Source organism: Bacillus sp. z14 (2026) (assembly GCF_058313575.1).
In genome coordinates, this window is sequence record NZ_JBZFQK010000003.1 from 591,704 (window position 1) to 615,179 (window position 23,476).

A 23,476-nucleotide genomic window follows, 5' to 3' on the forward strand; every position below is an offset into this window, starting at 1 on the left:
TTTAATTCATTTATTTTTTAAATGTACCAGGCATAACGACTGCTTCGACAACTCCCCTGGCACAAAGTATTTCATCAGCATAAACCTCTGTTTCCACTTTCCACTTTTTCGGGTGGATTTCAGTTAAAGAACCGATTGCAATTAATGGGACTCCCTCAGGTGTCGGTTTCATAAAATCAACATGTAATGAAGCAGTTACGAATCGAGGTGGAATTGCATCATCTCCCACATCAAATCCGTTTTTTCGATGGAGAGCCAGAGAGGCAGAGCCAGTCCCGTGGCAATCAATTAAGGATGCAATGACTCCTCCATAGACAAACCCTGGTATTGCCATGTGATCAGATTTTGGCTCATATACGGTTTTAGTCTTATCACCATCCCAGCCAGTTCGAAAATGATGTCCATCTTTATTCAGTCGCCCACAGCCATAGCACCAAGCAAAATCATCTGGATAAATATCCTGGATTGCTTTTTCAATCATCTTTATCACCAAATCACTCCTTACTAAAATGAGTAGCTAAAGATTTTTTCAATTCAATATGCATATAAATCTGAGCACATTATCCTTTGGTTGGGTTAATGGCTGCAGGTGCAATTTCATTTTGTCATAATTATGAACCAGTCTTTTCGGATTCAATCCACATCTTCTGTTCTTCTTCCTCTACGATTCTACTTTTTTGTTGCTTTTTTAAATTAATATAGCCAATTGCTGTGACAGTGAACGCACCGAGAGCATCTACAATAATATCTCCCATCGTATCCATTACAGCGTCTCGCCCAATCAAGACAACTCCCTCTCCTGTAATGAATTTTTGCATATTTGTTCCTAAGACACCATCAGCAAGAAACTCATAAATTTCCCAAACGGTTCCACAGGTTATTGCAAAACAAAAGGCGAATAGAGCCACAAAAAAGGGACTTAAATCAATGGTTTTCTTGGTATTGTTAAGGAAGTTCACAATAATGAATCCTAACGCTCCCAGCATAGCTGCACTAAAGCAATGTAGAATTAAATCCCAGTAAGGAACTTTATAATAAAAGTTTCGAACCTCACCAAGGTAGATCGCACAAAATAAAAAGATAAAATACATAATTTCCATGATATCCGGTATATCAATGCGGAAGCGATGTTCAAGTTGGGATGGCAGGAAAATAACTATACACCCTGTTAAACATTGCAAAATCATTAATACATAGTCACTTTTCACACGTTCATATTCATTTTGGGCAACGCCTGATGGGGCATTAATTAACATATAAATAGCATAAATGACTGATATCGCGAGTAATAGCAGAACTACTCTAAAGGTCCAGTTTTTCCTTTTTTCATATTTTATGTATTCCACTTTAACCCCTCCTCTCTCTTATTTTACCTTTATTGCCCTACTTATTGGTATGACAATTGGATACATTGCTATAAAAGAAGAATTTTAATAGGATTACATAGTTTAGTAACTAAAGAGCTATCGGCTTAACTAGTTGTATGTTACACTCTCCCTTATTGGGTAATAATACCAAAATATCAGATATCTATGGCGGTGAACAGATGAGGCTTCCTAATGGGATAACTGGATTCTTCGATTCAGCAGATAATCAACTGACACCAATGGACGAAAGGCAGTTCAAGCAGCTCTGTTATTCTATTGTTAATTACAATGGCGGAACGCTTAATAAATGGAGAGATCCTGCATATCCAACGAGTTTTTATCATGCACACCTATCATTTAATAATGAGGAATTACATATTTTACTGAATAAGCATTATCCCTTGCTTGCTTTTGCCTCAAGTGTTGAGTATGAATACATTGAATTCATTGATCTCCCCCATCTTGTCGAGACATTTTCCTCTTTTTATAAAGTATTGCATACAAGTGAGCTGAACGAGACTGTCATTATTAAAAATCATTTAAAGCATGATTTTTTACAAAACGAACATGATTTAACTCTCGCTGAATTAGAGAAAATTAAGTATTGGAAACCTAATATAGTTGGAGAGATTATTTTTAACTATTGGGATTAGGAAACCAAGGGAACCTATTATAGGGCCTTCCTTGGATGATAGTAAAGGTAAAACAAGCAATCTATCAATCACCTATACCAACAGGCAAGTAATAGGATAGATTATTGGTAATCATTCCGCCAACCCTGTAGCCGAAGGCAGATGATTTTCCGTTAAGCAGGAAGCTTCCCAAGAGCAACCGGCCTTCCTGAAGCCCCTTTTCACTTAGATATTGTACAGTCGGCTGTTCCATATAAAGTTGATAAACTGAGGTGTACTCAGAATATGACTTTTGGCTATCTGCGTACATTAATCGGCCATTTTCACTAAAGATTTCAACTGTGTCGCCCTCACGCCCAAAGGCTGGTTTTTTCACATAAGGCAGTTGATTTTTCAAAAAGGGCTCAGCTTCAAGGTATGTCGGCAGAAAATAATCCTCTACCCACTTATGTTCCTCCTCCGTAAAAAAGGGATGCCCCTCTTCATGCAATCCCCAAATGACAGCCTGAACTGCTTTATTTTGCAGTAAAAATGCCGATGGTGGATTCAGGATGGATAGCTTCCCCTCTTCCACTAACTCTAGCAACCATAAGCCAATTGTATTCCCATCTTTGTCCTGATCCATAATAATATTTTCAATCGGAAAAGTCTGCCGATAAAGGATATCAATCCTGACTCCATTCTCATCGAATAAGCCTACGCCTCTTTGAATTTGCAGCTTATGCAAGGGAGTGAATTTGGATGAGGGTACAGCCTGTTTAAGATACTGAACGGTTTCTCTGTCCTCAATATGATCCTCATGAGCCGTAAACACGATATGCGGAGCTTTTCCCTTACTGACTTGCTGGATACTTTCCTGAACTGCCTTATACAACTGCACCTCCAAGCCATCATTTGGATTCCCTGCCCCAAACTCTTTGCAAATACGTCCATTTATATGAAATAATTCTTTAATAAATGTGGGAGTATCTGAATTAATCTCGATACACTTATAACCATCTCCGTATGGAATTAGATCCAGGCGCGCGATCACACTTTCAACCGGATGAACTTTAAGTCTTAAAAAAGAAATTGTCTCTTCTGGATAACCCATCTCGAGAAAAGTTTCATATGGAACTTTACGTAATAACGAGGCCATTTTCGAGTATACCTTGCCGATTCGTTCAGTAGCTAGGCGTATATGTGCTGCCTCTTGCCTGCCTATCAGCTTCATATCATATAAGGCATATTCCTCACCATAAAGATTAGCCCAAAAGCCCTCTATATGATCATAAAATTTGCTTCTTCTTTCATGGTACTTATCCATCAACATCATCTAATTCCTTAACATAAATCACATAAACACCCCGGTCTTCATCAATCTCAGTGGACGTCACTAACATCTGTCCAGTACCCGGTACATCTACTACATCCTTCAAGAGATAGCGGAGTACTTCATAATGATTCTCGTAAGGAGTGCAAGAAAGCAGCCGATAGTTTTCCCGTAATTCATGGTTTCGGAATTCAATATGAATCCCTTGACCGCGGTAGTTTTTTTCTTTCTCCCCCTGCAAATTCCTCCCTGTTTCCTTAACCACAAGGATTTCCTCTTCAGCAGACATTTCATTCGATATTAGCTCATATTGTGTTCCTCTTACAATAAAATACGTACAAAGCTGTCTGGCATAGCACTCATCCACCCCAACAGTTGGGAGATTGTATTGATAAAAGGGCTCAAACCGCTCATTTCCTTTATCTAAATAATACGTTAATTGCTTCACTCCACTTACCTGCCTTATTTAATAGGATAGACATTTCGCTAAAATTAACCCCACAGCCAGTGACAACGAGACTAACATGATTCCAACAGCATGATTATCTTCCTCGATTGCTTGATGAATGCTAAACCTTATCGTAAGAACCTCGGCAAGCAAGAACACAACAATCTGTGAGACAATCCCGATAACTCCCCATATCACCATATCTCTAAGTGATACGGAATATTCAATTGCTGCCCCAAGTACGATTGAGAGCCCAACGATCTTACCGCCGAGTGACATGGCTGCTGTAGAGTTCTTCTCAGAAATCAGCTTGAATTCCCTCAGCTTTGGCGTACTTATAGTAAATAAAGCAATCCCTGCAGCAAGCAATAACAAGGCTACTCCTAAATATGAAAGAAAATTAAGATATAAATTCATATAAATCCTCCTTTTTCAAAGGCTTAACCTCCAAAAGATTTTGTTCCGCTGCCAAATCCCGAACTAGCCTTAATCCCCCCCTTAAAAGAAGAACTATTTTTATAGGATTGGTAGCCCTTATTGTTCAGAAGCATGCTTCGATTTCCATAAAAATAACCGCCATAATAATAATGGCCGTGATACCTCGAGTTGTCATCATCACACTCCCAAACACCATCATCATCATCCCATTTCCAATCTCCGCAGTCTGAATCTGTGGGTTTTGGAGGAAGATCTGCATTTGATGTCCCACACCCGACCAAACCAATGGTCAACGCAGTTACAGTCACACCAATCATGATTTTTTTGGTTTTATTCAATCATCTCACCTCAATCCCTCTTTCGTTATATTTTACTAAATACTTCCAATAAAAAGTATAATAATTGGAAGAAGAATTTATGTCTTTCTCTTTAGTTATAGGGATTATTTATGTATAACACCTGCTTACGAAAGTATTTAGTATTCTAAAGTAACCGGCACCCTACTAACCAACACATATAATCCCTGCTGAAAAACTATTAAAGACGATTGATTTATTCTCCGAAAAAAATCACCTTCCTTACTCAGGAAAGTGATTTTAGATTAATATATTGTAAATTTACTACAATACATTTTTATTAAGAGTCGTTTTTTCTAAAGGTTCAGCTGTATTTGTTCTATTTCCGATTTTCTTGGTGACGAATAGACCGATCAGACAAATCAGAGCAGCTCCGGCAAGCCAAGCCCAAGTATGTACACCAAAGCCTATTTCACTTGCGAGACCGAGTTTTGAGAATACGATATAAAAAGCAGTGACACAGAAGATCATTCCCCAGGCAGCTTCCTGACGATATTTCCATGGATCCAGGTTTACAAGATTGCGGCTTGGAAGAACGTATGCCTCTTCTCTTGGTTTGATTTTACCGATTATCAACATAAGCAGACAGCTGATGACAAACAGAATAGCCAATTGATATAAGAAGCTCATCTCAGGTTTAACAACCAGCTGAAGGATTGCATACGTTGCAATAAAGAAGGTTATGGCTATTTTCGCTGCGATAGCTGGAACTCTCTTTGTCACATAACCAATAAAGATAATCGTGAAAATCGGTACATTGAAAAAGCCGTTTATAACTTGTAAGTATTGGAACAACCCGCTTGGTGCATACATAATCAGTGGTGCGATAAACATGGAGATCAGAGCAATGAAGACACCGAACCATTTCCCTTTCCTGACAATTTCCTCATCAGATTTATTTTTTCCAAAGGTTGGCGCATACACATTGATCGCAAATAAAGTTGACGCGCTATTTAAGATTCCATTAAAGACACTTAATACAGATCCAAACATAGCAGCTGCAAACAAGCCAATTAACGGTTTCGGCATTACTTCTGTTACAAGAGCTGAATACATTGTGTCTGGGTTAGCTCCCGTATTACCGATAATCTGAAATGCCATAATCCCAGGGATAATAACAATAATCGGTGTAAAGATTTTCATTAAACCGACAAACATGATCCCCTTTTGTCCTTCTTTTAAATCCTTGGCTGCCAAAGCACGTTGAATAATAGATTGATCAGTTCCCCAATAATAAAAGTTCACTAGTAAAAGGCCCGTTAAAGCCGCTCCAAATGGAACAACATCATGATTGGTACCAATTGCATTAAACTTTTCAGGAGTCGCTGCAACAAATTGTGAAAACCCTTGAGATATGCTGCCGTCTCCTAAAGTAAGCAACGCAAAAATTGGGACTAATAAACCGCCAATGGCCAAAGCAACTCCATTAAATGTATCTGAAATCGCAACCGCTTTCAATCCACCCAATACTGCATAGAAGAAGCCGATTATTCCGATTAACCACACCATAATCCAAATGCCAGCCTCATAGCTGATATGAAAAGTGCTTTCAATATCAAACATTTGGCTTAATGCAATGGCGCCCGAATAAAGGGTCGTTGGTAGCATATTTAACACATATCCCAACAAGAATAATATCGACACAAACGATTTAACTTGACTGTCATACCGATCTTCTAGAAATTCAGGAATAGTTGTGATTCCTTGTTTTAAATAACGTGGAAGCAGATAAATAGCTACTAACGCTAAAACGAATCCGGATGTAACTTCATAAGCCATGTTACTCATATTCCCCGCAAAGGATTGCCCGCTCATTCCAACGAATTGTGTGGCATTTAGGTTCGTTAATAGCAGGGACATCCCAATAACGCCCCATGTTAGACTTCTTCCGCCTAAGAAATAATTATCCTTAGATACTTTTCCTTTAACCCTTTCTTTCCTCAATTTTGAAAATGTATAGTAGGCAACTACACCCGTAAAGAGAATAAAAGAAAGAATGATATACCACTGCACAATGGTTCCCCCCTGTTGACTTATTATAAAAACGTTTTCATGGGTATCATAATAAATTTTAGTAAATTAATCAATTTATTTACTAAATACACAGAAAATAATTTTGTATCTTCTAAAAAATATCAAGGAATTATTAACACGAGTGATTGGTAGTGGTTATCGTAATGGTTATCTATATTTTATGTATTTCATACTTCTATCCCTTACACCCTTCCTTAATAAAACGAAAATAATCTAAAGAAATTTACTAAAAAGTATAGTATACTGAAAGCGCTAAAATAACCGGATTTTACTTTTAGAAAAGAAAGGGGGCAGCTGTCCAATGGCCACCATTAAAGATATCGCTAATATGGTTGGAGTTTCGATTGCGACCGTTTCAAGAGTGCTTAATTACGACAACTCATTATCAGTCAGTGATGAGACGAAAAAAAGGATTTTTGAAGCGGCTGAAGAATTAGACTATCAAAAAAAACCTAAACGCAAACCTATCATGTATAAAGTAGGAATCGTGAATTGGTATACTGAAAAAGAGGAATTAGACGATCTTTATTATATGGCAATCAGACTTGGCGTGGAAAAGCGCCTGGAATACCACAATATGAAGTTCACTAATTTTTCTATAGAGCATTTGCGTTCCCTCCAAAATGAAGGATTTCAAGGGATTATCGCAATTGGTAAATTCAGCGAAAACCAGGCTGAGGAACTAAAGAGTGTGTCAAGTAACCTTGTTTTTGTAGATAGTTCACCTAATGACGATCAATTCGATTCTGTTATAGTTGATTTCGAAAAAGCCACACGAAATATTCTTCAATATTTTCTGGATCAAGGACACACTAAAATTGGCTACTTAGGTGGGCGGGAAATTTATAAGGATCACACTTCCAAAATTGACGATCCTCGAAGAACTAGTTTTGAACGATTTCTATCGGACATGGGCCTCTATCAGGAAGCTTATGTGTATGAAGGCAAGTTTTCTGTTGAAGATGGATACCACCTGATGAAACAAGCAGTCAAGGACCACGAAGATGAAATTCCTACAGCCTTTTTTGCCGGAAATGACTCTATTGCTGTTGGAGCATTAAGGGCCCTTCAAGATGCAGGTGTCCGCGTACCGGATCAAGTTAGTATTATTGGAGTAAATGATATTAGCATTTCAAAATATATGTCTCCCCCTTTAAGCACGGTTAAGGTCTATACCGAATTAATGGGTGAAACGGCAGTAGATTTATTGCTTGAGCAGTTTTCTGGAAGACAAGTCTCAAAGAAAGTAAGTATAGCTACACAACTTAAAATAAGAGGAAGCTCCAAGTAAAGCGCACAAATAAATGTGCGCTTTTTTGTATGGTAAACTATTTAGTAAAAATTTTAGTAAAATTAATTGACGTACTTTACTAATTTTTATTACAATAAAGTTGGATACGCTTTCAAAAAAAGGAAATATACTCTCGTTAAAAAGCAAACTGTTCGATTCACTAATTATAAAAAGCTTTACCTAAAATTTAGAGGGAAGTGACCAATATGGACCATCAAAAACTATTATCTGCATTTCACAGTATATTCTCAGGCAGTATGAATGATAAGGTTCGTACCTTTTTTTCACCTGGCAGAATCAACCTAATCGGTGAGCATACTGATTACAATGGTGGGTATGTTTTCCCATCTGCCATCACCTATGGCACATATGGGTTAGTACGACTGCGTGGAGACCGCACTATTCGGCTATATTCACTGAATTTCAAAGAGGTCGGGATAATTGAATTTTCTTTAGATGATCTGGATTATGACCCATCCGATCAATGGGCGAACTATCCTAAGGGAGTACTTCGATATATAGCCGAGAATGGAAATAATCTGCCGAACGGCCTTGATATTCTCATATACGGCAATATTCCAAATGGAGCTGGCCTTTCTTCCTCTGCTTCACTTGAAGTTTTAATCGGTGTAATGGTAAATGAAGTCTTTCAATTAGAGATAGACCGTATCGAGTTAGTAAAAATTGGTCAAAAGGCGGAAAACCAGTTTATTGGAGTAAACTCCGGTATTATGGACCAGTTTGCAATTGGAATGGGAAAAGCAAAATCAGCTATATTGCTTGATTGCCAGACTTTAAGCTATGAATATGCCCCATTTGATATAGCAGATCACCAGATTGTCATCATGAATACGAATAAACGAAGAGAACTGGCGGATTCAAAATATAATGAACGGCGAAGCGAGTGTGAAGCAGCACTTGCAAGACTGCAAACTGCAACTGATATATCCTCCCTTGGAGAACTATCTATCGATCTTTTTGATCAACATAAAGCTGTCATTGCCGATTCCACACTTGAAAAACGGGCACGCCATGCAGTTTATGAAAATGAACGCACAAAAAAAGCCTTTCAAGCCTTACAGGCTGGTGATTTAGTCCAATTCGGTATCTATATGAATGAGTCCCATATTTCACTTCGGGATGATTACGAGGTAACCGGACCGGAACTCGACGCATTAGTGGAGGCAGCCTGGCAGCAAGAAGGTACCGTTGGCTCCAGAATGACGGGTGCCGGTTTTGGCGGCTGTGCGATTGCATTGGTTCAATCAGCTCATATTGAACGTTTTATTCAGGAAGTCGGCGATGCGTACCAACAAACAATCGGTTATGAGGCAGATTTTTATGTTGCGAGCATTGGTGATGGGACAAAGGAAATTATAACGGAGGCGATCGTATGAGTATACTAGTTCTTGGTGGGGCTGGTTATATTGGTTCCCATGCCGTATACCAACTACTGGACGAAGGTTACGACACAGTGGTGGTTGATAATTTGCAAACAGGCCATAAAGGTGCCATACATCCAAAGGCAAGATTTTATCAAGGAGATATCCGAGACAAGGACTTTTTACGTGAAGTGTTTACGACGGAAAAGGTAGACGCTGTACTTCATTTTGCTGCCTATTCACTTGTTGGAGAATCTATGGAAAAGCCGCTCGAGTATTTCCGTAATAATGTATATGGAACACAAGTACTGCTTGAAGTGATGAACGAGTTCAATGTTAAGCATATTGTCTTCTCCTCTACCGCAGCTACATATGGAGAGCAGGAACAAACACCGATTACGGAAGAAATGCAGACAAATCCAACGAATGCCTACGGTGAAACAAAACTGACGATGGAGAAATTGATGAAGTGGTGTGATACAGCCTACGGCATGAATTATGTGTCGCTCCGTTATTTTAACGTTGCCGGTGCCCGTTCAACCGGGGAAATTGGTGAAGACCATCATCCGGAAACACATTTAATTCCAGTAGTACTTCAAGTAGCATTAGGACAGCGAGAATCGATTTCCATTTTCGGAGATGATTATCCAACGGAGGATGGCACATGTATCCGTGATTATATCCATGTTGAGGACTTAATTGATGCTCATATTTTAGCATTGAAGTATCTTCAAAACGGTGGAGAAAGTAATATCTTTAACCTTGGCAGCAGCAATGGATTTTCAGTCAAGGAGATTGTCGAAGCAGCCAGAGCTGTAACAGGCCACGAGCTTCCCGCTAAAATCGCCCCTAAAAGATCCGGTGATCCAAGTACGCTAATTGCCTCTTCTGAAAAAGCCGGGCGCATTTTGGGCTGGAGACCAAAACGGACGTCCATCCAAAATATTATTACCGATGCCTGGAAATGGCATCAGGCCCATCCAAACGGCTATGGAGATAAGTAACCTAGTTAAATCGATTAAAAGGGGAAGATATCATGGAGATCTATGCAGCAGTTCAACACCTTTTGAATCAGGCTAAAAGATTACAAATGCTTGATTCAGCAGATGAAATATACGCCAGAAATCAGATATTGTCACTGCTTCATTTAGATGGCTTTTCGAAACATCCAGTAAAGAACGAGCTGTCGATCCCAGATTTATTGGATGTTATCGCTGATTATGCTGTTAAAACTAGCATTATTGAGGATTTAATAGTCAATAAAGATATTTTAAAGGCCAAGATAATGAATGTATTTATGCCAAGACCTTCAGAGCTAAATTACACTTTTTATCAAAAGTATAAAGAATGCCCTGAGGAAGCAACCAAGTATTTTTATGAGTTAAGCCAGAATAGCAATTATATCCAAACTAAACAGATTGCGAAAAATATCAGCTACACGGTTGATACGGATTATGGGGAACTGGACATAACAATTAATTTATCAAAGCCTGAAAAGGATCCTAAACAAATCGCATTGGAGCGCGAGATGAAGCCTGCTACATCTAATTATCCAACTTGTCTCCTTTGTATTGAGAATGAAGGATACGCAGGACGGTTAAATCATCCTGCCAGGTCCAACCATCGTATGGTCCAGATTCCACTCGGGGAAGAATCATGGTATTTACAGTACTCACCATACGTATATTATAACGAGCATTGCATTCTGTTATCGGAACAACATCGTGATATGAAAATTAATTTCCATACGTTCACCAATTTGCTGATGTTTGTTAAAAAGTTTCCGCATTATTTCTTGGGATCTAATGCCGATATCCCTATTGTAGGGGGATCTATTTTAACCCATGACCATTATCAAGGCGGACGATATGAGTTCGCAATGGCCCGAGCGAAGGAAGAAGGGACTTTTTCAATTAAAGGGTTCCCTTCTATTTCTGCAAATATCGTGAAATGGCCTATGTCCGTAATTCGTATAAAAGGAGTTCGTCTGGAGGAAGTTGCAGGCGCAGCTGATCGGATACTCAAAAAATGGATTCACTATAGTGATCCATCAGTTAATCTTGTAGCCTATTCCGGAGATACCCGTCACAACACCATAACACCGATTGCAAGAATGCGAGATGGCCAATTTGAGCTTGATCTTGTTCTTCGCAATAATCGAACAAGTGAAGAGCATCCATTAGGAATCTTTCACCCTCACCAGGATGTTCACCATATCAAAAAAGAGAATATTGGTTTAATAGAAGTTATGGGTCTTGCTGTATTACCTGCCCGCTTACAAAAGGAGCTTATTGAGGTTGAAAAATATCTGCTCAATCAACGCAATGAAGTGGCAGATTATCACCAAGCCTGGGCTGAAGATCTAAAAGTAGTTAACGGGAAAGAAATTACTTCTGAATCTGTAAAAATGATTATCTCTCAGGCAGTCGGTTCCAAATTCCTGAGATGTTTAGAGGATGCCGGTGTATTTAAACGGACCCATGAAGGAAATCAAGCATTCAAACGATTTATCGATATACTCTAACCGTAAAAGAACTTAGTTAGAAGAGAAAAAAGAAGGCAGATTTACGCCTTCTTTCCTCATTCCATTCATCTATACCAGTTTACGATTCCTTAAAATGGATTTGTTGCAATAAAACTTGCCGTTTTCACGTAAACACGAGGGTTCAATTTTAATTGGTCGACTATAAATTCTGCAAGATCCTCAGGCTGAATGAATTTTGAATCGTTATTCTCTTTAATTAAATCGAGGTCGAGAGCCAAATCTGTAGCAACTGTACTTGGTGTCAAAGCTGATACCCGAATATTATTCCGGCGAACTTCCTGCGCAAGTGATTCGGTAAAGCCAATCACCGCGAATTTTGAAGCACTGTAAGCACTGGATGTAGCTGCCCCATTTAATCCATTAGTGGAAGAGACATTGATAATATCTCCCCCATTTTTTTCTATTAGTTGAGGAAGTACAGCTCGTGTCACGTAATAAGTACCCATTAGGTTTATATCTATAATCCTTTTCCATTCCTCCGGATCCATCTCCGAAACTGTTCCGAATGTTGCAATTCCTGCATTATTAATCAAAATATCAGCAGTGCCCAAATTCTTGGTTAACACTTCAATCGCTGCTTCTACCTGTTCCTTTGATGAAATATCAACTGTTGCATAAGATACTTTTACGCCTAAACCTTCTATTTCGGCAGCTGCCTTTTTAAGATTTTCCTCTGACCTTGCAAGCAAACCAACGTTTACACCCTCTTTAGCCAGTGCAATTGCTGTCGCTCTACCAATCCCTCTGGCTCCGCCAGTGATAAACGCAATCTTTCCCTTTAATGTCTGTGCCATAATTAGAAGCTCCTTTCCAAATCAACCTTGAAGTTCTCTTTCTCAGTATAATACGCAGCAGTTAATAAGACTAAAGGTATGCACCCGAGCTTCCTACCTATAACGCCAATTATATCAATAAGACAAATCTCATAGTCCAAAGTTTGAATTTCTTGCATTCACCTTTCTGGGCAATGACACATAAATTGTATAGGAAGCGTCAGGATTATTTATGATGATTTTATCATTTATGATTAACCGTAAAGACTATAAAACTAGTTTTTCAGGAAAGGAATAATGCCGTGAATTTTATGTCATTTCGAGGTATTGTAACCGACATGAATGATTTTATGATAGGACAAAACGGGGAATCAGAGGGCTGTTTTAAACAACTTACAGTTGAAGATGGGAATAACGGAATAGTTAATTTCATCATATCACCGACTACTTACTTCGTAGAACAGGCAATTGTGGGCCTCGGTGATAAAATTACTGGTTATTATGATGGGGATGTACCAGTACCATTGATCTATCCGCCACAATATCGGGCTCTTATCGTTGTTAAGGAATATAACGATCAAAATGTTAAAGCAGATTATTTTAACAACCAACTGGTAAGCCGTGATGGTCAATTACAATTAAACCCCTCCCCTTACACTCCTATCATTTTAAGAAATGGGCAGCCATTTTCAAAAAATATCGGAAATCGGAATCTCATTGTCATCTATGGACCAGCTACAAAAAGCATCCCTGCCCAAACGACACCATATCGGATTATTGTTTGGTGCTAAAGTGGTTCCTAACTATCTATTTCTTCATATTATTTTAACTACACGCACGAAACTTCGTAATCAGCTACGTGCATGTTTGGTTAATTTTTTATGATAACGCCCAATATTTGGATATACTTTTTTAGACAGACGGTTCTCAAAAACATTCAAATTTGCTTCACATTGATTTTCTCTTTCTTTGTGAGAAAAGGTATTCCTAATAATAGTTAATGCAAAAAACCTACATTCCAATGGATCTAGGTTTTTTCTATATTTTCATATTTGTATTATTTCAGAATTATTAATAGTAAATTACAAAATACTACAATTTTATCAGTAACTTCTACTCGGATATCTTTCTTTCGCTAATCTATCTAATAAGATGGCAATTTCTATTTAAAATCTATTTTTCATGCATACTAAATGACCCTCTAGATTTTTTTTCTTAATTTATCTTTATATTGTTTGGGTTTATTTTTATTATAAATTTGAAGAATCAGATAATTTAGTATATCATTTCTTTATTAGACTAAAGTACACACACTAAATTACTGTTCATCTAAGGGAGGGCTTATAACAGCATGACTGTATTGACAGAGTTTAAAGACACAGAAACAATCACTGCAAAAAATTATGTTAATGAAGTATTTGAAACAGTCAAAAAGCGAAATCCTAATGAAAGAGAATTTCATCAGGTTGTTAAAGAAATCTTTGATTCACTCGTCCCTTTATTTGCTAGGCATCCAGAATACATGGAGCAAAGTATCCTTGAAAGAGTTGTAGAGCCAGAAAGACTGATTACCTTTCGAGTTCCTTGGGTCGACGATCAAGGCAAGGTACAGATAAACCGTGGATTCCGTGTACAGTATAACAGCGCCATCGGTCCCTATAAAGGCGGCTTGAGATTCCACTCTACTGTTAATGCAAGTATAATTAAATTTCTCGGCTTTGAGCAGATTTTTAAAAACGCTCTTACCGGTCAGCCGATTGGAGGAGGCAAAGGTGGGTCTGACTTTGATCCTAAAGGGAAATCTGATGGAGAAATCATGCGATTCACTCAAAGCTTTATGACGGAACTAAGTAGACATATCGGACCGGATATAGATGTACCAGCTGGTGATATTGGCGTTGGAGCACGAGAAATTGGATTTCTGTTTGGACAGTACAAGAGAATACGCGGAGGCTATGAGGCCGGTATTCTGACAGGAAAAGGACTTGGTTACGGCGGAAGCTTAACTCGAACCGAAGCTACTGGATATGGCACTGTTTACTTTGTACAAGAAATGCTTAAAGAACAAGGCCTTAGCTTTAAGGGAAGTACAGTGGTAGTATCCGGTTCAGGTAATGTCTCCATCTATGCAATCGAAAAAGCTGCACAACTAGGAGCAAAAGTTGTCGCCTGCAGTGATTCTGACGGCTATATTTTCGACCCAAACGGTATTAACCTAGAAACCGTGAAACGTCTAAAGGAAGTTGAGCGGAAAAGAATCTCAGCATATGTAGAAGAACACCCACATGCACAATATACGAAAGGTTGCTACGGAATTTGGTCCATACCATGCGATATTGCCTTGCCATGTGCCACCCAAAATGAAATTAGCGAAAAATCAGCGAAACTTCTGGTTGCAAATGGACTAAAAGCCGTCGGCGAAGGCGCTAATATGCCATCTAGCTCCGAAGCTATTGATGTGTTTTTGGATAACCATATCCTCTTTGGTCCAGCAAAAGCTGCCAATGCAGGTGGTGTAGCCGTTTCTGCCTTAGAAATGGCACAAAACAGCGCTCGATTATCCTGGACATTTAAAGAAGTCGATGCAAAATTGCAGGATATTATGACTAACATTTACAAGGAGAGCGTCAAGGCTGCTGAGGACTATGGTCACCCAGGCAATCTAGTTGTTGGCGCTAATATCGCGGGATTTAAAAAAGTAGCCGATGCCATGATTGCACAGGGAGTTATTTAACATTTTATTTTATGAGATGTCATAAAGACCTCGACCCTTATCGTTATCCTTATCTGATATGACTTCGGTTAGTATAGGCAAAGACACGCCAATAGTCTATATCCAAGGTTACTTCGATAACTATATAAGATAAGATCTAATACAAAAAGGATGTCTCTTAAGGCCAGACATCCTTTTTGCTTGATTTATAATTCCGTAAGACTATGTGTTTTTGTATTTTATAAGAATATCACTTTAAAATATATAAGTAAGCTTTTTACAACCAGGCCAGGTGCTAAAGTTGCGAAATTCCGCTTATGAAAAGATCTTCTATTTATATACTCAAGTCGTTATTAATTGGTCCTTTTGCTTAAGAAGATAGGCCATCAGCTTCTTACATTGAGGAATGGAAAAGCCTAAAATGGGACCCAATCCAAACGCAATGAACAAGGTTCCAATCCCAACAGGACCTCCTAACATCCAACCAATGAGAAAAACGATAACTTCAATTCCATTTCTGACCAACGGGATACTCCATCCCATTTTTTCAACAATTAATAACATAAAGCTGTCTCTAGGGCCTGCTCCAAAATCGGCAGAAACGTATAATCCAATACCATATCCCATTAAAATAACACCTATGATAAAGGCAATTGTTGCTCCTGCTAAATTATCAATACTAGGTAACATCCAATTAAAAAGATCAATAAATAAACCAAGCAACATCATATTCAGAAAGGACCCTATTTGGGGCCATGCTTTATTGAAAATTGAACTGATGAACAAAAGCAATAGACCACTAATGATCGACCAAGTTCCTATAGTGAATCCGAATTTAGTAAATAGTCCATAATGAAAAACATCCCATGGTCCAATCCCTAAAAACTTTCCTTTAATTGTTAGTGCTATACCAAATGCTAATACCAATAATCCGAGAATAAAAACAGACCAGCGTAACACCCATTTCCTCTTCATAACTCTGTCCCTCTAACTTATATTTTATTTTTTTACTATAACATTAAAGCAGGACAGAATACATAATTTATATTTTCTGAAATATAACCTAAAACAATTAAAAGTAAATCATCTTTTTGTAACCCTTCTTAATTCCTTAATTCCCATATGCCAACCAATCTTTTCATACTAAAGGAAGTTATTGATCTTTAACTATGACTGCTTCTTTTCATATACATTCCACAAGAAAAACATATTAAGATAAAACAAACACCTTACTTATGATATGGTTCCCCTCGATTAATCCGAAACGCGCGATACACCTGCTCCACTAAAATCAGCCTCATCAGCTGGTGAGGGAAGGTCATTTTCGAAAAAGACAGGGTGTCATTTGCTCTTTTCATTACATCTTTACTTAGTCCAAGCGATCCGCCAATGACAAAGGCTATCTTGCTTTTTCCGTAGGTGGCGAGTTTATCTATTGTTTCTGCAAGTTCTTCAGATGATTTCATTTTCCCCTCAATCGCCAAAGCAATAACATGAGTATCGTCAGAAATTTTTGCGAGGATTCGCTCTCCTTCTTTCGCCTTGACTTGCAGCATCTCCATCTCACTTAATGTTTCAGGTGCTTTCTCATCGGGTATTTCAATTATGTCTATTTTGGCATAGGCCGATAATCTTTTTACATATTCTCCGATACCCTGTTTTAAATATTTCTCCTTCAATTTACCTACAGTTATTATCGAGATATTCACATGTTACCCTCACTTTACAAACATTTTATCCACAGGAGTTATCCACATATACACAACCATCGTCCACATATTGTGCCCGAATATTAGTTCGCCACAATATATACAGCAGGTTGTCCACAGTATTCACAGGTGAATTCATTAGAATTGTTAGTAACTTCTTTATTTTCTTCCTCAGAAATCATATTTATAAAAGGAGGGACTTCCGTCTCATCCACGATTGTATCAAGTCCAACTTCTACATGATCTTTACAGCAATAAATTTTCATATTCATTCTCCTTTTCTTGTTGTCTTTTGTAATATCTGCTTCATTTTAAGCCCGCATATTTAAAGCAGGGAATTTGGAATCCCCTGCTTTCGTACCTAACTATATCACATTTGGGCTTCAATCAATGTCATTTCGGTTGACGCTTTTTGTCCATTCCTATAGTATGTCACTTTCATTTTATCGCCAATCTGCTTATTTACATATAAATGTTTACGGAGCTCCGGAACATTAGCGATTTTCTTCCCATCCAGCTCCACAATGACATCGAACTCCTTTAACCCGGCTTTAGCAGCCGGAGAACCTGGTTCAATACTTGTAATGACGACACCTTCTGTCACACCAGTAGGTAATTTCAATGTTTCCTGCCTCTGATAATTGGTCACTTCATTCAAGGAACGAAGACTAGTTCCCATATAAGCCCGTTTCACTTTTCCATGTGCCTCTAAATCCTCAATAATCGGTATAGCATAATTGCTTGGAATCGATAATCCAATTCCCTCAACGGATGACTCGGCTATTTTCATGGAGTTTATCCCAATCACTTGGCCGCCTATATTAATTAAAGCACCTCCGCTATTCCCTGGGTTAATCGCTGCATCTGTCTGAATAACCTCTGCATTCCAGTCCTCCACACCATCTGAATTCACATCAATCGGTATAGTTCTGTTCAAACCCGAGATAATCCCTTGGGTCACGGATCCGGAGAAATTCAAACCTAGTGGATTACCAATTGCAATAACTGGTTCTCCGGCTTTTAATTTATCAGAATTACCAAATTCAGCAACTACATCAATACCCTTATCATCTATTTGGATAACAGCTAAATCTGTCCATATGTCGCTTCCTAAAAGTTCTGCCTTTGTTTTAGTACCATCAGCTAAAGTAACCTCTAAGGAAGATGCACCCTCCACCACATGATTATTGGTAACGATAAACGCTTTTCCATTCTCCTTTTTATAGATGACTCCTGAGCCTGTGCCTGCCTCCTGAGTTTCATTAAAAAAATCAGAGCCTTGGATATTTGTAATCCCGATTACCGCGTCTCCCGTTTTTTCAACAGCTTTAGTAACGTCAGTCGTCACATCCATAGAAACATTTTGAGTCAATTTGGATGCATCATTACCGTTATTTGTACTAGTATTCTGATTTAATCCATTATTATTCAAGTTGCCTGTCAATAGAAGGACTAATAATGCACCAATAATAGCACCAATTAAACCAGAGAGAAAATAGCCTGCTTTACTTCCTTTTCGTTTAGTTTGCTGTTGTTCTGACTGATTATAATCTTGATCATAATAGCCCATTTGCCAACATTCCCTTCACTATTTACTTATGTAGGTCTAGTATTTGTTGTTTTCCATTTTATAAACAAAAACAGCATCGAAAGGAAATTCTTGTTGCAGAGTTTAATGATATGTTTAATAACTAGTGAGTATTCTCCAACCTTTACCAACATTATATATATTACCTAAAAAAATAACAGAGGAAACCTCCTCTGTTAAACAAGTATTAATTCAGTTGGTTCGTTAGGATCCGTATCATACAGGCTAAATTGCTCTCCCGCTCTGATCCCTTTTGTTTCAAGTGTTTGACTGACAGACATACGTGCCAGATCCTTCATATTATTGTCCTTACTTAAATGAGCCAGATAAAACCGTTTTGTACGGTCACCCGCAACTTCACTCATGGCTATAGCAGCATCCTCATTACAAACATGGCCTACATCGCTTAGTATCCGACGCTTTACACTCCATGGATATCGACCCATGCGGAGCATACTTACATCATGATTGCTCTCAAAGATGTACACATCTGCATTTTTAATAATGCCCTTCATTCGATCACTTACATACCCCGTATCTGTAATTGTCACCAGTTTCTTACCATCCTGGTGAAATACATAAAACATCGGCTCTGCCGCATCGTGCGAAACACCAAAGGACTCTACATCAAGGTTGCCAAATGACTTAACGGTCTCCATTCCAAATTCAAATTTTAAATCTGTAGGAATTTCGCCAATTAACCCATCCATTGCTCTCCATGTGTTGGCATTTGCATAAATAGGCAGCTGATATTTACGAGCCATAATACCAAGCCCTTTTATATGGTCACTGTGCTCATGTGTCACAAAAATTCCTGATAAATCCTCAGGCCTTTTATCAATTTTATTTAATAGCTCGGTCATTTTTTTGCCGCTTAAACCAGCGTCCACTAAAAATGAATGCTCTCCTGATTCCACATAGAGTGAATTCCCCGTGCTTCCACTGGCTAGAACGCTAAATTTCATCGACATTCTTCCTCACTCCGTTACATTTCCTTCTTCTGTATTCAGCACTTGTCCTTCAATACCATTTACGAAATAATCCTCTTGCTTATTTACTGTAAAATGCCATGTTGGTACAAGGACAAGCACTTTTGATTCTGATACTTCTATTAAGGTATAAAAACCAAGCTCTCCCTTTGAAACTTCACTTCCAGATGACAAGTATCCTCCATTCAACAGACTTTCTACTGCTTGAATTGGCGGATTAATCTCTTGGTTTTCATTAAATTCCTCAATATCATCGAGGTGTGTTTGTATATACGAAATTACTTCATCATTTTCATTAAGCGTAAATATTAAGGCGCCGTTTTTATTATTAAAAAGTAAACGGCTTTTGTAGGTTTGATAATATGTTATTGTCCCATCTTCTTTACGCCAAAATTTATACTCATCTCCCGAATATACATTTTTGTTAATGAAGCTTTCCAGCTCAAAATATTTCCCTTCACCAGTACCAATTTTAATTGGTTTATCCAGCGTCGATCGAATGGTTCTTTTATTATCAATAATTAAGGTTTGATTTTTGAGGGTATTTAATTCCTCTTTACTGAATTCCTTAGGCTTAGCACTTATCGTCTTTTCACTTACTCTTTCCTGAGTTCCTACATGATACTTGATTCCCTCAGCCTTTAGCCTTTCTTCAATGGTTGAATCCGAATCCTTATTGATTTCAAGCTTTGCTGCCCTAAAATCCAGGAACTGATATAGGAGGAATACATCCAGAATTAGAAACACAACAATAAATAAACCTTTTGTTTTATTCCAATCCATCCATAAGTCCTCCTAAATCCTTTTCGGGAATCTCCATCCAGCTGCCACCATACTGATAGTACCAGACAGGTTTCAATTCCAAAAGAGTCGTGCCTGAATTATCATCATAAATTAGCTTATAGCCGACAGTCATATCCGTAAGTTTATTTGCATCATATTGTTTACCCATACCGTTTTTGAAGGACTTTAAAGCTTCATTTGCAGAAGGAAGAGTAACTGCGCTTTGATCCAAGGGCTCATCCACAAGATTAAAATAGGAACGTTCATATCTCTTCACATTTTGAGTTCCATATTCCAGGTGAATTTCAGTCATACCTTCCTCATTAAATACAGGAAGTCCATCAATATATAAACGGAAAGCGACTTCTCTGCTAAACTCATCTAATGACGCATACCGGTGGCGTGTATCCCAACCGGCATGAATATTGATAAATTCTATGCTGCTTTGCAATATATGAGTTTCCAGCTTTTTCTCATCTTTGGCACCGACAACAAGATTTTTGTATTCAATCATTGATGTCTTTGGGTTCTTTTTCATTATACTCAATCCATCGGTATAGATATCTCCTTCCTGCTTAACAGTGCTTGGTCTGATAAACAGAGCTTCCTTAAAGCTTTTCACATCAGTAGCTTTTGTTAGAAAATCATATTTACTTACTTTTATTTCGCCGGATGGAACCAGGATTGAGTTAGTTTCTGATAATTTCAGCTTTGTGTAGGGTTTTAGATTTTCAACCCTCGCGTACTCTTTTGTGAAGTCTTCAATCAAACTTTTATCAACGGATGCTTCAATGACTGTTTTCTTTTCACTAGAAACAAAGTAGATAGAATCATTATCGGTATGAATAATAACCCTGTCAAATTTAACATTTGGCAACTCATTATCTTCTATTTTTAAATAATTTTTATAAAAAGACAGCGGAACGATATCATTAAATATTAATTCAATGAATCCATCCTTCTCACTAAACTTATTGATAGCAGCAGTATTTTTATACTTTGATGATTGATCCTGAAAGTTAAACATATTCCATTTTTTTATGGAGTTGATTGCTTGTGTAATCATTTCCTCAGAGTAAGTTCCATAGGATAAATTACCTTTATGATAAATCATTTTTGTTGGCTTTACGACTTCATCGGGTTCAAGATTACTGAAGATTTTCTCCTGAACATAGTTTGTATTCTCCGTCTCGTTATAGGTTGGCTGATAAAACCAATATGACCAAGTCAAAAGGCCACTTATCAAAATGAGGGACACCAATAAGATATTTTTAAATCCTTCCCAGCTCATTCCCAATCATCCTCTTGTAATGTTTCATAAGGGAGAGTAAAGAAAATGGTTGTCCCCTTCCCTTCCTCACTAGAAGCCCAAATATGCCCCTTATGTGCTTCAATCATTTCCTTCGCTATCGCGAGACCTAAACCTGTACCGCCCATCTTTCTTGATCTGGCTTTATCTACACGGTAGAATCTTTCAAATATCTTAGCTACATTTTCTTTTGGAATACCCATTCCTTCATCTCTAATGCTAATTTCCACAAATTGTCCGATTACTTGCAGCTTAAAGGTAACTTGTCCACCCTCAGGTGAATACTTCAATGCATTCGAAATAATATTATCGAGTACTTGAGTAATTTTATCCTCATCTATTTCAACACCAATTGGCTCAGATGGGATTAAACGCTTAAAAGTTACATTTCGCGATTTAGACATTTCAAAACGATCGATAATTCGGTGGAAATAACGGCCAAAATCGACCCAGGTTGTAGAAAGCTTATAGTCTGTATTATCTAGCTTTGAAAGCTGCAAGAGATCATTGACCAATCTGATCATCCGCTCTGTTTCTGTTTGAGCTATATTCAGAAAACGCGGAGCAAGCTCTTTATCTTCCATAGCGCCATCTGCCAAAGCTTCAAGATAGCTTCTCATCGTTGTCAGCGGCGTTCTAAGCTCATGGGAAACATTCGCAACAAATTCTCTTCTCTCTTCATCGATCTTTTCTTGCTCGGTAATATCATGAAGAACGACAATTAACCCATTAATAAAACCTGTTTCTCTTTGAATAACAGAGAAATTCGCTCTTAAATAAAGCAGTTTCTTTTCATTGCTGTAATTAAGGATAATGGAATCTTTCTCACTCAATAATTGATCAAAAGTGAACGTATCCTCTAATCCTAATACCTCTGTAATCGGCTTAGATAATGACGTTTCACGTGAAACTTTCAGCATTGATAGTGCTGTGTCGTTAATCAAAATGACTCGGCCTCTGCGATCTGTTGTTAGCACGCCATCTGTCATATTAGTCAATACAGAAGAGAGCTTCCTTTTCTCTGCATCAGTTGTCGCCTGTGCATCTTGTAGCTTTTTAGTTAAACTATTGAATGTAATAGCAAGCTGGCCAATTTCATCGTATCCATACACCTTAACTTTTCTCGAAAAGTTACCACGTGACATCGCTAAAGCTTGCTTACGCATGTCAGATATTGGCCTTGTAATGGTTTGTGCCAGCAATATTCCTAAAAAGGCTGTCACTGCAAGAGAAATAATCGTTCCCTTCGCCATTATCGTATTAATTTGTTTTAATTGGGAATAGACATTCTCTATTTTCGTATTCAGATATAAATTCCCTATAATTTGTCCATCACTCAAAATCGGTTCTGACCAAAGGAGAATTCTTTTTCCCGTCTGAGAATCGATTCTGATTTCTGTTTGGGGCGTTCCTTGGTTATTTGCCCTATCAACAAGCTTTTCAGTTGAACGGCTCCCTATTATATCTTGTTTCTCCGGATCAGATGTGCCAATAATTTTTGAATCCTGATCCATTACCCGTATTTCCGTTATATCCCCAGAGGAATATCCCTCCAATGTCGTCTTAATGTCTTCTATTAAGGTGGGATCTTCAACTTTGCGGGTTTCCGTTATTTCTTTTTCTAAACTATAGGAAAGAATCGTTACCCGCTCTTGAATAGAGCTCTTAAAATTCTCCAATAGCTGCTGTTCAAGTCCCTGTGCAAAATAAACTCCGATAATTTGCATGGCAACTAAAATAAGCAGCACATAAATTAGTACAAACTTAAAATAAATCGATTTAAAGAAACCAACTTTTCTCATAATTT

At 38.0% G+C, this 23,476-nt stretch carries 23 protein-coding genes; 7 read left to right on the forward strand and 16 right to left on the reverse strand.

All coding sequences use genetic code 11. The features are described 5' to 3' along the window. Positions 1-10: 10 nt before the first annotated feature. Together AC4G3O_RS13785 and AC4G3O_RS13790 are read right to left on the reverse strand one after the other, a co-directional pair. Positions 11-481 (reverse strand): PaaI family thioesterase, encoded by a 471-nt coding sequence (locus AC4G3O_RS13785; protein WP_139892341.1) that lies wholly within the window; start codon positions 479-481, stop codon positions 11-13. A gap of 130 nt (positions 482-611) precedes the next feature. Then, positions 612-1,346, reverse strand: coding sequence for a DUF2238 domain-containing protein (locus AC4G3O_RS13790; protein WP_066109620.1), 735 nt, complete (start codon positions 1,344-1,346; stop codon positions 612-614). Positions 1,347-1,546: 200 nt separating this feature from the next. On the opposite strand from AC4G3O_RS13790, the gene AC4G3O_RS13795 reads away from it, so the two are divergent. Continuing rightward, the gene (locus AC4G3O_RS13795; RefSeq protein WP_491136355.1) at positions 1,547-2,020 is read left to right on the forward strand and encodes a hypothetical protein; all 474 of its coding nucleotides are present in this window, start codon (positions 1,547-1,549) and stop codon (positions 2,018-2,020) included. Between the two features lie 64 nt (positions 2,021-2,084). On the opposite strand, the gene AC4G3O_RS13800 is transcribed toward AC4G3O_RS13795, so the two are convergent. From AC4G3O_RS13800 to AC4G3O_RS13820, 5 genes are all read right to left on the reverse strand, one after another. Continuing rightward, positions 2,085-3,305, reverse strand: coding sequence for a glutathionylspermidine synthase family protein (locus tag AC4G3O_RS13800; RefSeq protein WP_491136377.1), 1,221 nt, complete (start codon positions 3,303-3,305; stop codon positions 2,085-2,087). After that, complete coding sequence (locus AC4G3O_RS13805) at positions 3,298-3,759, reverse strand: RNA helicase (RefSeq protein WP_491136356.1); 462 nt, start codon at positions 3,757-3,759, stop codon at positions 3,298-3,300. The genes AC4G3O_RS13800 and AC4G3O_RS13805 overlap by 8 nt, the downstream gene beginning before the upstream one ends. Before the next feature lie 18 nt (positions 3,760-3,777). Beyond that, positions 3,778-4,176 (reverse strand): DUF350 domain-containing protein, encoded by a 399-nt coding sequence (locus tag AC4G3O_RS13810; RefSeq protein ID WP_066109625.1) that lies wholly within the window; start codon positions 4,174-4,176, stop codon positions 3,778-3,780. 23 nt (positions 4,177-4,199) lie between these two features. Further along, on the reverse strand, positions 4,200-4,535 hold the full coding sequence (locus tag AC4G3O_RS13815) for an aminotransferase yhxA (RefSeq protein ID WP_066109628.1): 336 nt from the start codon (positions 4,533-4,535) through the stop codon (positions 4,200-4,202). A gap of 282 nt (positions 4,536-4,817) precedes the next feature. Continuing rightward, positions 4,818-6,566, reverse strand: a complete 1,749-nt coding sequence (locus AC4G3O_RS13820) for a solute:sodium symporter family transporter (protein ID WP_139892035.1) — start codon at positions 6,564-6,566, stop codon at positions 4,818-4,820. A gap of 322 nt (positions 6,567-6,888) precedes the next feature. On the opposite strand from AC4G3O_RS13820, the gene AC4G3O_RS13825 reads away from it, so the two are divergent. The 4 genes from AC4G3O_RS13825 (at position 6,889) to galT (ending at position 11,784) form a co-directional block, all read left to right on the forward strand. Then, the gene (locus tag AC4G3O_RS13825) at positions 6,889-7,878 is read left to right on the forward strand and encodes a LacI family DNA-binding transcriptional regulator (protein ID WP_491136357.1); all 990 of its coding nucleotides are present in this window, start codon (positions 6,889-6,891) and stop codon (positions 7,876-7,878) included. A 206-nt stretch (positions 7,879-8,084) separates the two neighbouring features. Beyond that, positions 8,085-9,275 (forward strand): galactokinase, encoded by a 1,191-nt coding sequence (locus tag AC4G3O_RS13830; RefSeq protein WP_491136358.1) that lies wholly within the window; start codon positions 8,085-8,087, stop codon positions 9,273-9,275. Next, positions 9,272-10,264, forward strand: coding sequence for a UDP-glucose 4-epimerase GalE (gene galE / locus AC4G3O_RS13835; RefSeq protein WP_491136359.1), 993 nt, complete (start codon positions 9,272-9,274; stop codon positions 10,262-10,264). The genes AC4G3O_RS13830 and galE overlap by 4 nt, the downstream gene beginning before the upstream one ends. A gap of 32 nt (positions 10,265-10,296) precedes the next feature. Further along, positions 10,297-11,784 carry a UDP-glucose--hexose-1-phosphate uridylyltransferase gene (gene galT / locus AC4G3O_RS13840; protein WP_491136360.1) on the forward strand — a complete coding sequence of 496 codons (1,488 nt, stop codon included), beginning with the start codon at positions 10,297-10,299 and terminating at the stop codon, positions 11,782-11,784. Positions 11,785-11,873: 89 nt separating this feature from the next. On the opposite strand, the gene AC4G3O_RS13845 is transcribed toward galT, so the two are convergent. Continuing rightward, entirely contained in the window at positions 11,874-12,599 is a 726-nt protein-coding gene (locus AC4G3O_RS13845) for a 3-ketoacyl-ACP reductase (RefSeq protein ID WP_491136361.1), read from the reverse strand. Between the two features lie 290 nt (positions 12,600-12,889). Between AC4G3O_RS13845 and AC4G3O_RS13850 the strand changes: the two genes are divergently transcribed. Together AC4G3O_RS13850 and gdhA are read left to right on the forward strand one after the other, a co-directional pair. After that, positions 12,890-13,369 carry a hypothetical protein gene (locus AC4G3O_RS13850; RefSeq protein WP_066109785.1) on the forward strand — a complete coding sequence of 160 codons (480 nt, stop codon included), beginning with the start codon at positions 12,890-12,892 and terminating at the stop codon, positions 13,367-13,369. A 560-nt stretch (positions 13,370-13,929) separates the two neighbouring features. After that, positions 13,930-15,312: an NADP-specific glutamate dehydrogenase gene (gdhA, locus tag AC4G3O_RS13855; protein WP_491136362.1), complete on the forward strand. Its 1,383-nt coding sequence runs from the start codon at positions 13,930-13,932 to the stop codon at positions 15,310-15,312. A 321-nt stretch (positions 15,313-15,633) separates the two neighbouring features. On the opposite strand, the gene AC4G3O_RS13860 is transcribed toward gdhA, so the two are convergent. The 8 genes from AC4G3O_RS13860 to walK all read right to left on the reverse strand — a co-directional run bounded on the left by AC4G3O_RS13860 (position 15,634) and on the right by walK (position 23,471). Further along, positions 15,634-16,266: a YczE/YyaS/YitT family protein gene (locus AC4G3O_RS13860; protein WP_139892031.1), complete on the reverse strand. Its 633-nt coding sequence runs from the start codon at positions 16,264-16,266 to the stop codon at positions 15,634-15,636. Between the two features lie 254 nt (positions 16,267-16,520). Then, a complete protein-coding gene (rlmH, locus tag AC4G3O_RS13865; protein ID WP_066109652.1) occupies positions 16,521-17,000 on the reverse strand; it encodes a 23S rRNA (pseudouridine(1915)-N(3))-methyltransferase RlmH in 480 nt (159 codons plus the stop codon). An 83-nt stretch (positions 17,001-17,083) separates the two neighbouring features. Then, positions 17,084-17,266: a CxxH/CxxC protein gene (locus tag AC4G3O_RS13870; protein WP_066109653.1), complete on the reverse strand. Its 183-nt coding sequence runs from the start codon at positions 17,264-17,266 to the stop codon at positions 17,084-17,086. Positions 17,267-17,370: 104 nt separating this feature from the next. Continuing rightward, positions 17,371-18,570, reverse strand: coding sequence for a S1C family serine protease (locus AC4G3O_RS13875; protein WP_066109658.1), 1,200 nt, complete (start codon positions 18,568-18,570; stop codon positions 17,371-17,373). A 194-nt stretch (positions 18,571-18,764) separates the two neighbouring features. Then, positions 18,765-19,559, reverse strand: a complete 795-nt coding sequence (locus AC4G3O_RS13880) for an MBL fold metallo-hydrolase (protein ID WP_066109662.1) — start codon at positions 19,557-19,559, stop codon at positions 18,765-18,767. Between the two features lie 6 nt (positions 19,560-19,565). Next, positions 19,566-20,360 carry a two-component system regulatory protein YycI gene (locus tag AC4G3O_RS13885; RefSeq protein ID WP_066109666.1) on the reverse strand — a complete coding sequence of 265 codons (795 nt, stop codon included), beginning with the start codon at positions 20,358-20,360 and terminating at the stop codon, positions 19,566-19,568. Further along, positions 20,347-21,651, reverse strand: coding sequence for a YycH family regulatory protein (locus AC4G3O_RS13890; protein ID WP_066109672.1), 1,305 nt, complete (start codon positions 21,649-21,651; stop codon positions 20,347-20,349). Before AC4G3O_RS13890 ends, AC4G3O_RS13885 begins: the two co-directional genes overlap by 14 nt. Further along, entirely contained in the window at positions 21,648-23,471 is a 1,824-nt protein-coding gene (gene walK, locus AC4G3O_RS13895; protein ID WP_066109673.1) for a cell wall metabolism sensor histidine kinase WalK, read from the reverse strand. The genes AC4G3O_RS13890 and walK overlap by 4 nt, the downstream gene beginning before the upstream one ends. Between the last annotated feature and the right edge of the window lie 5 nt (positions 23,472-23,476).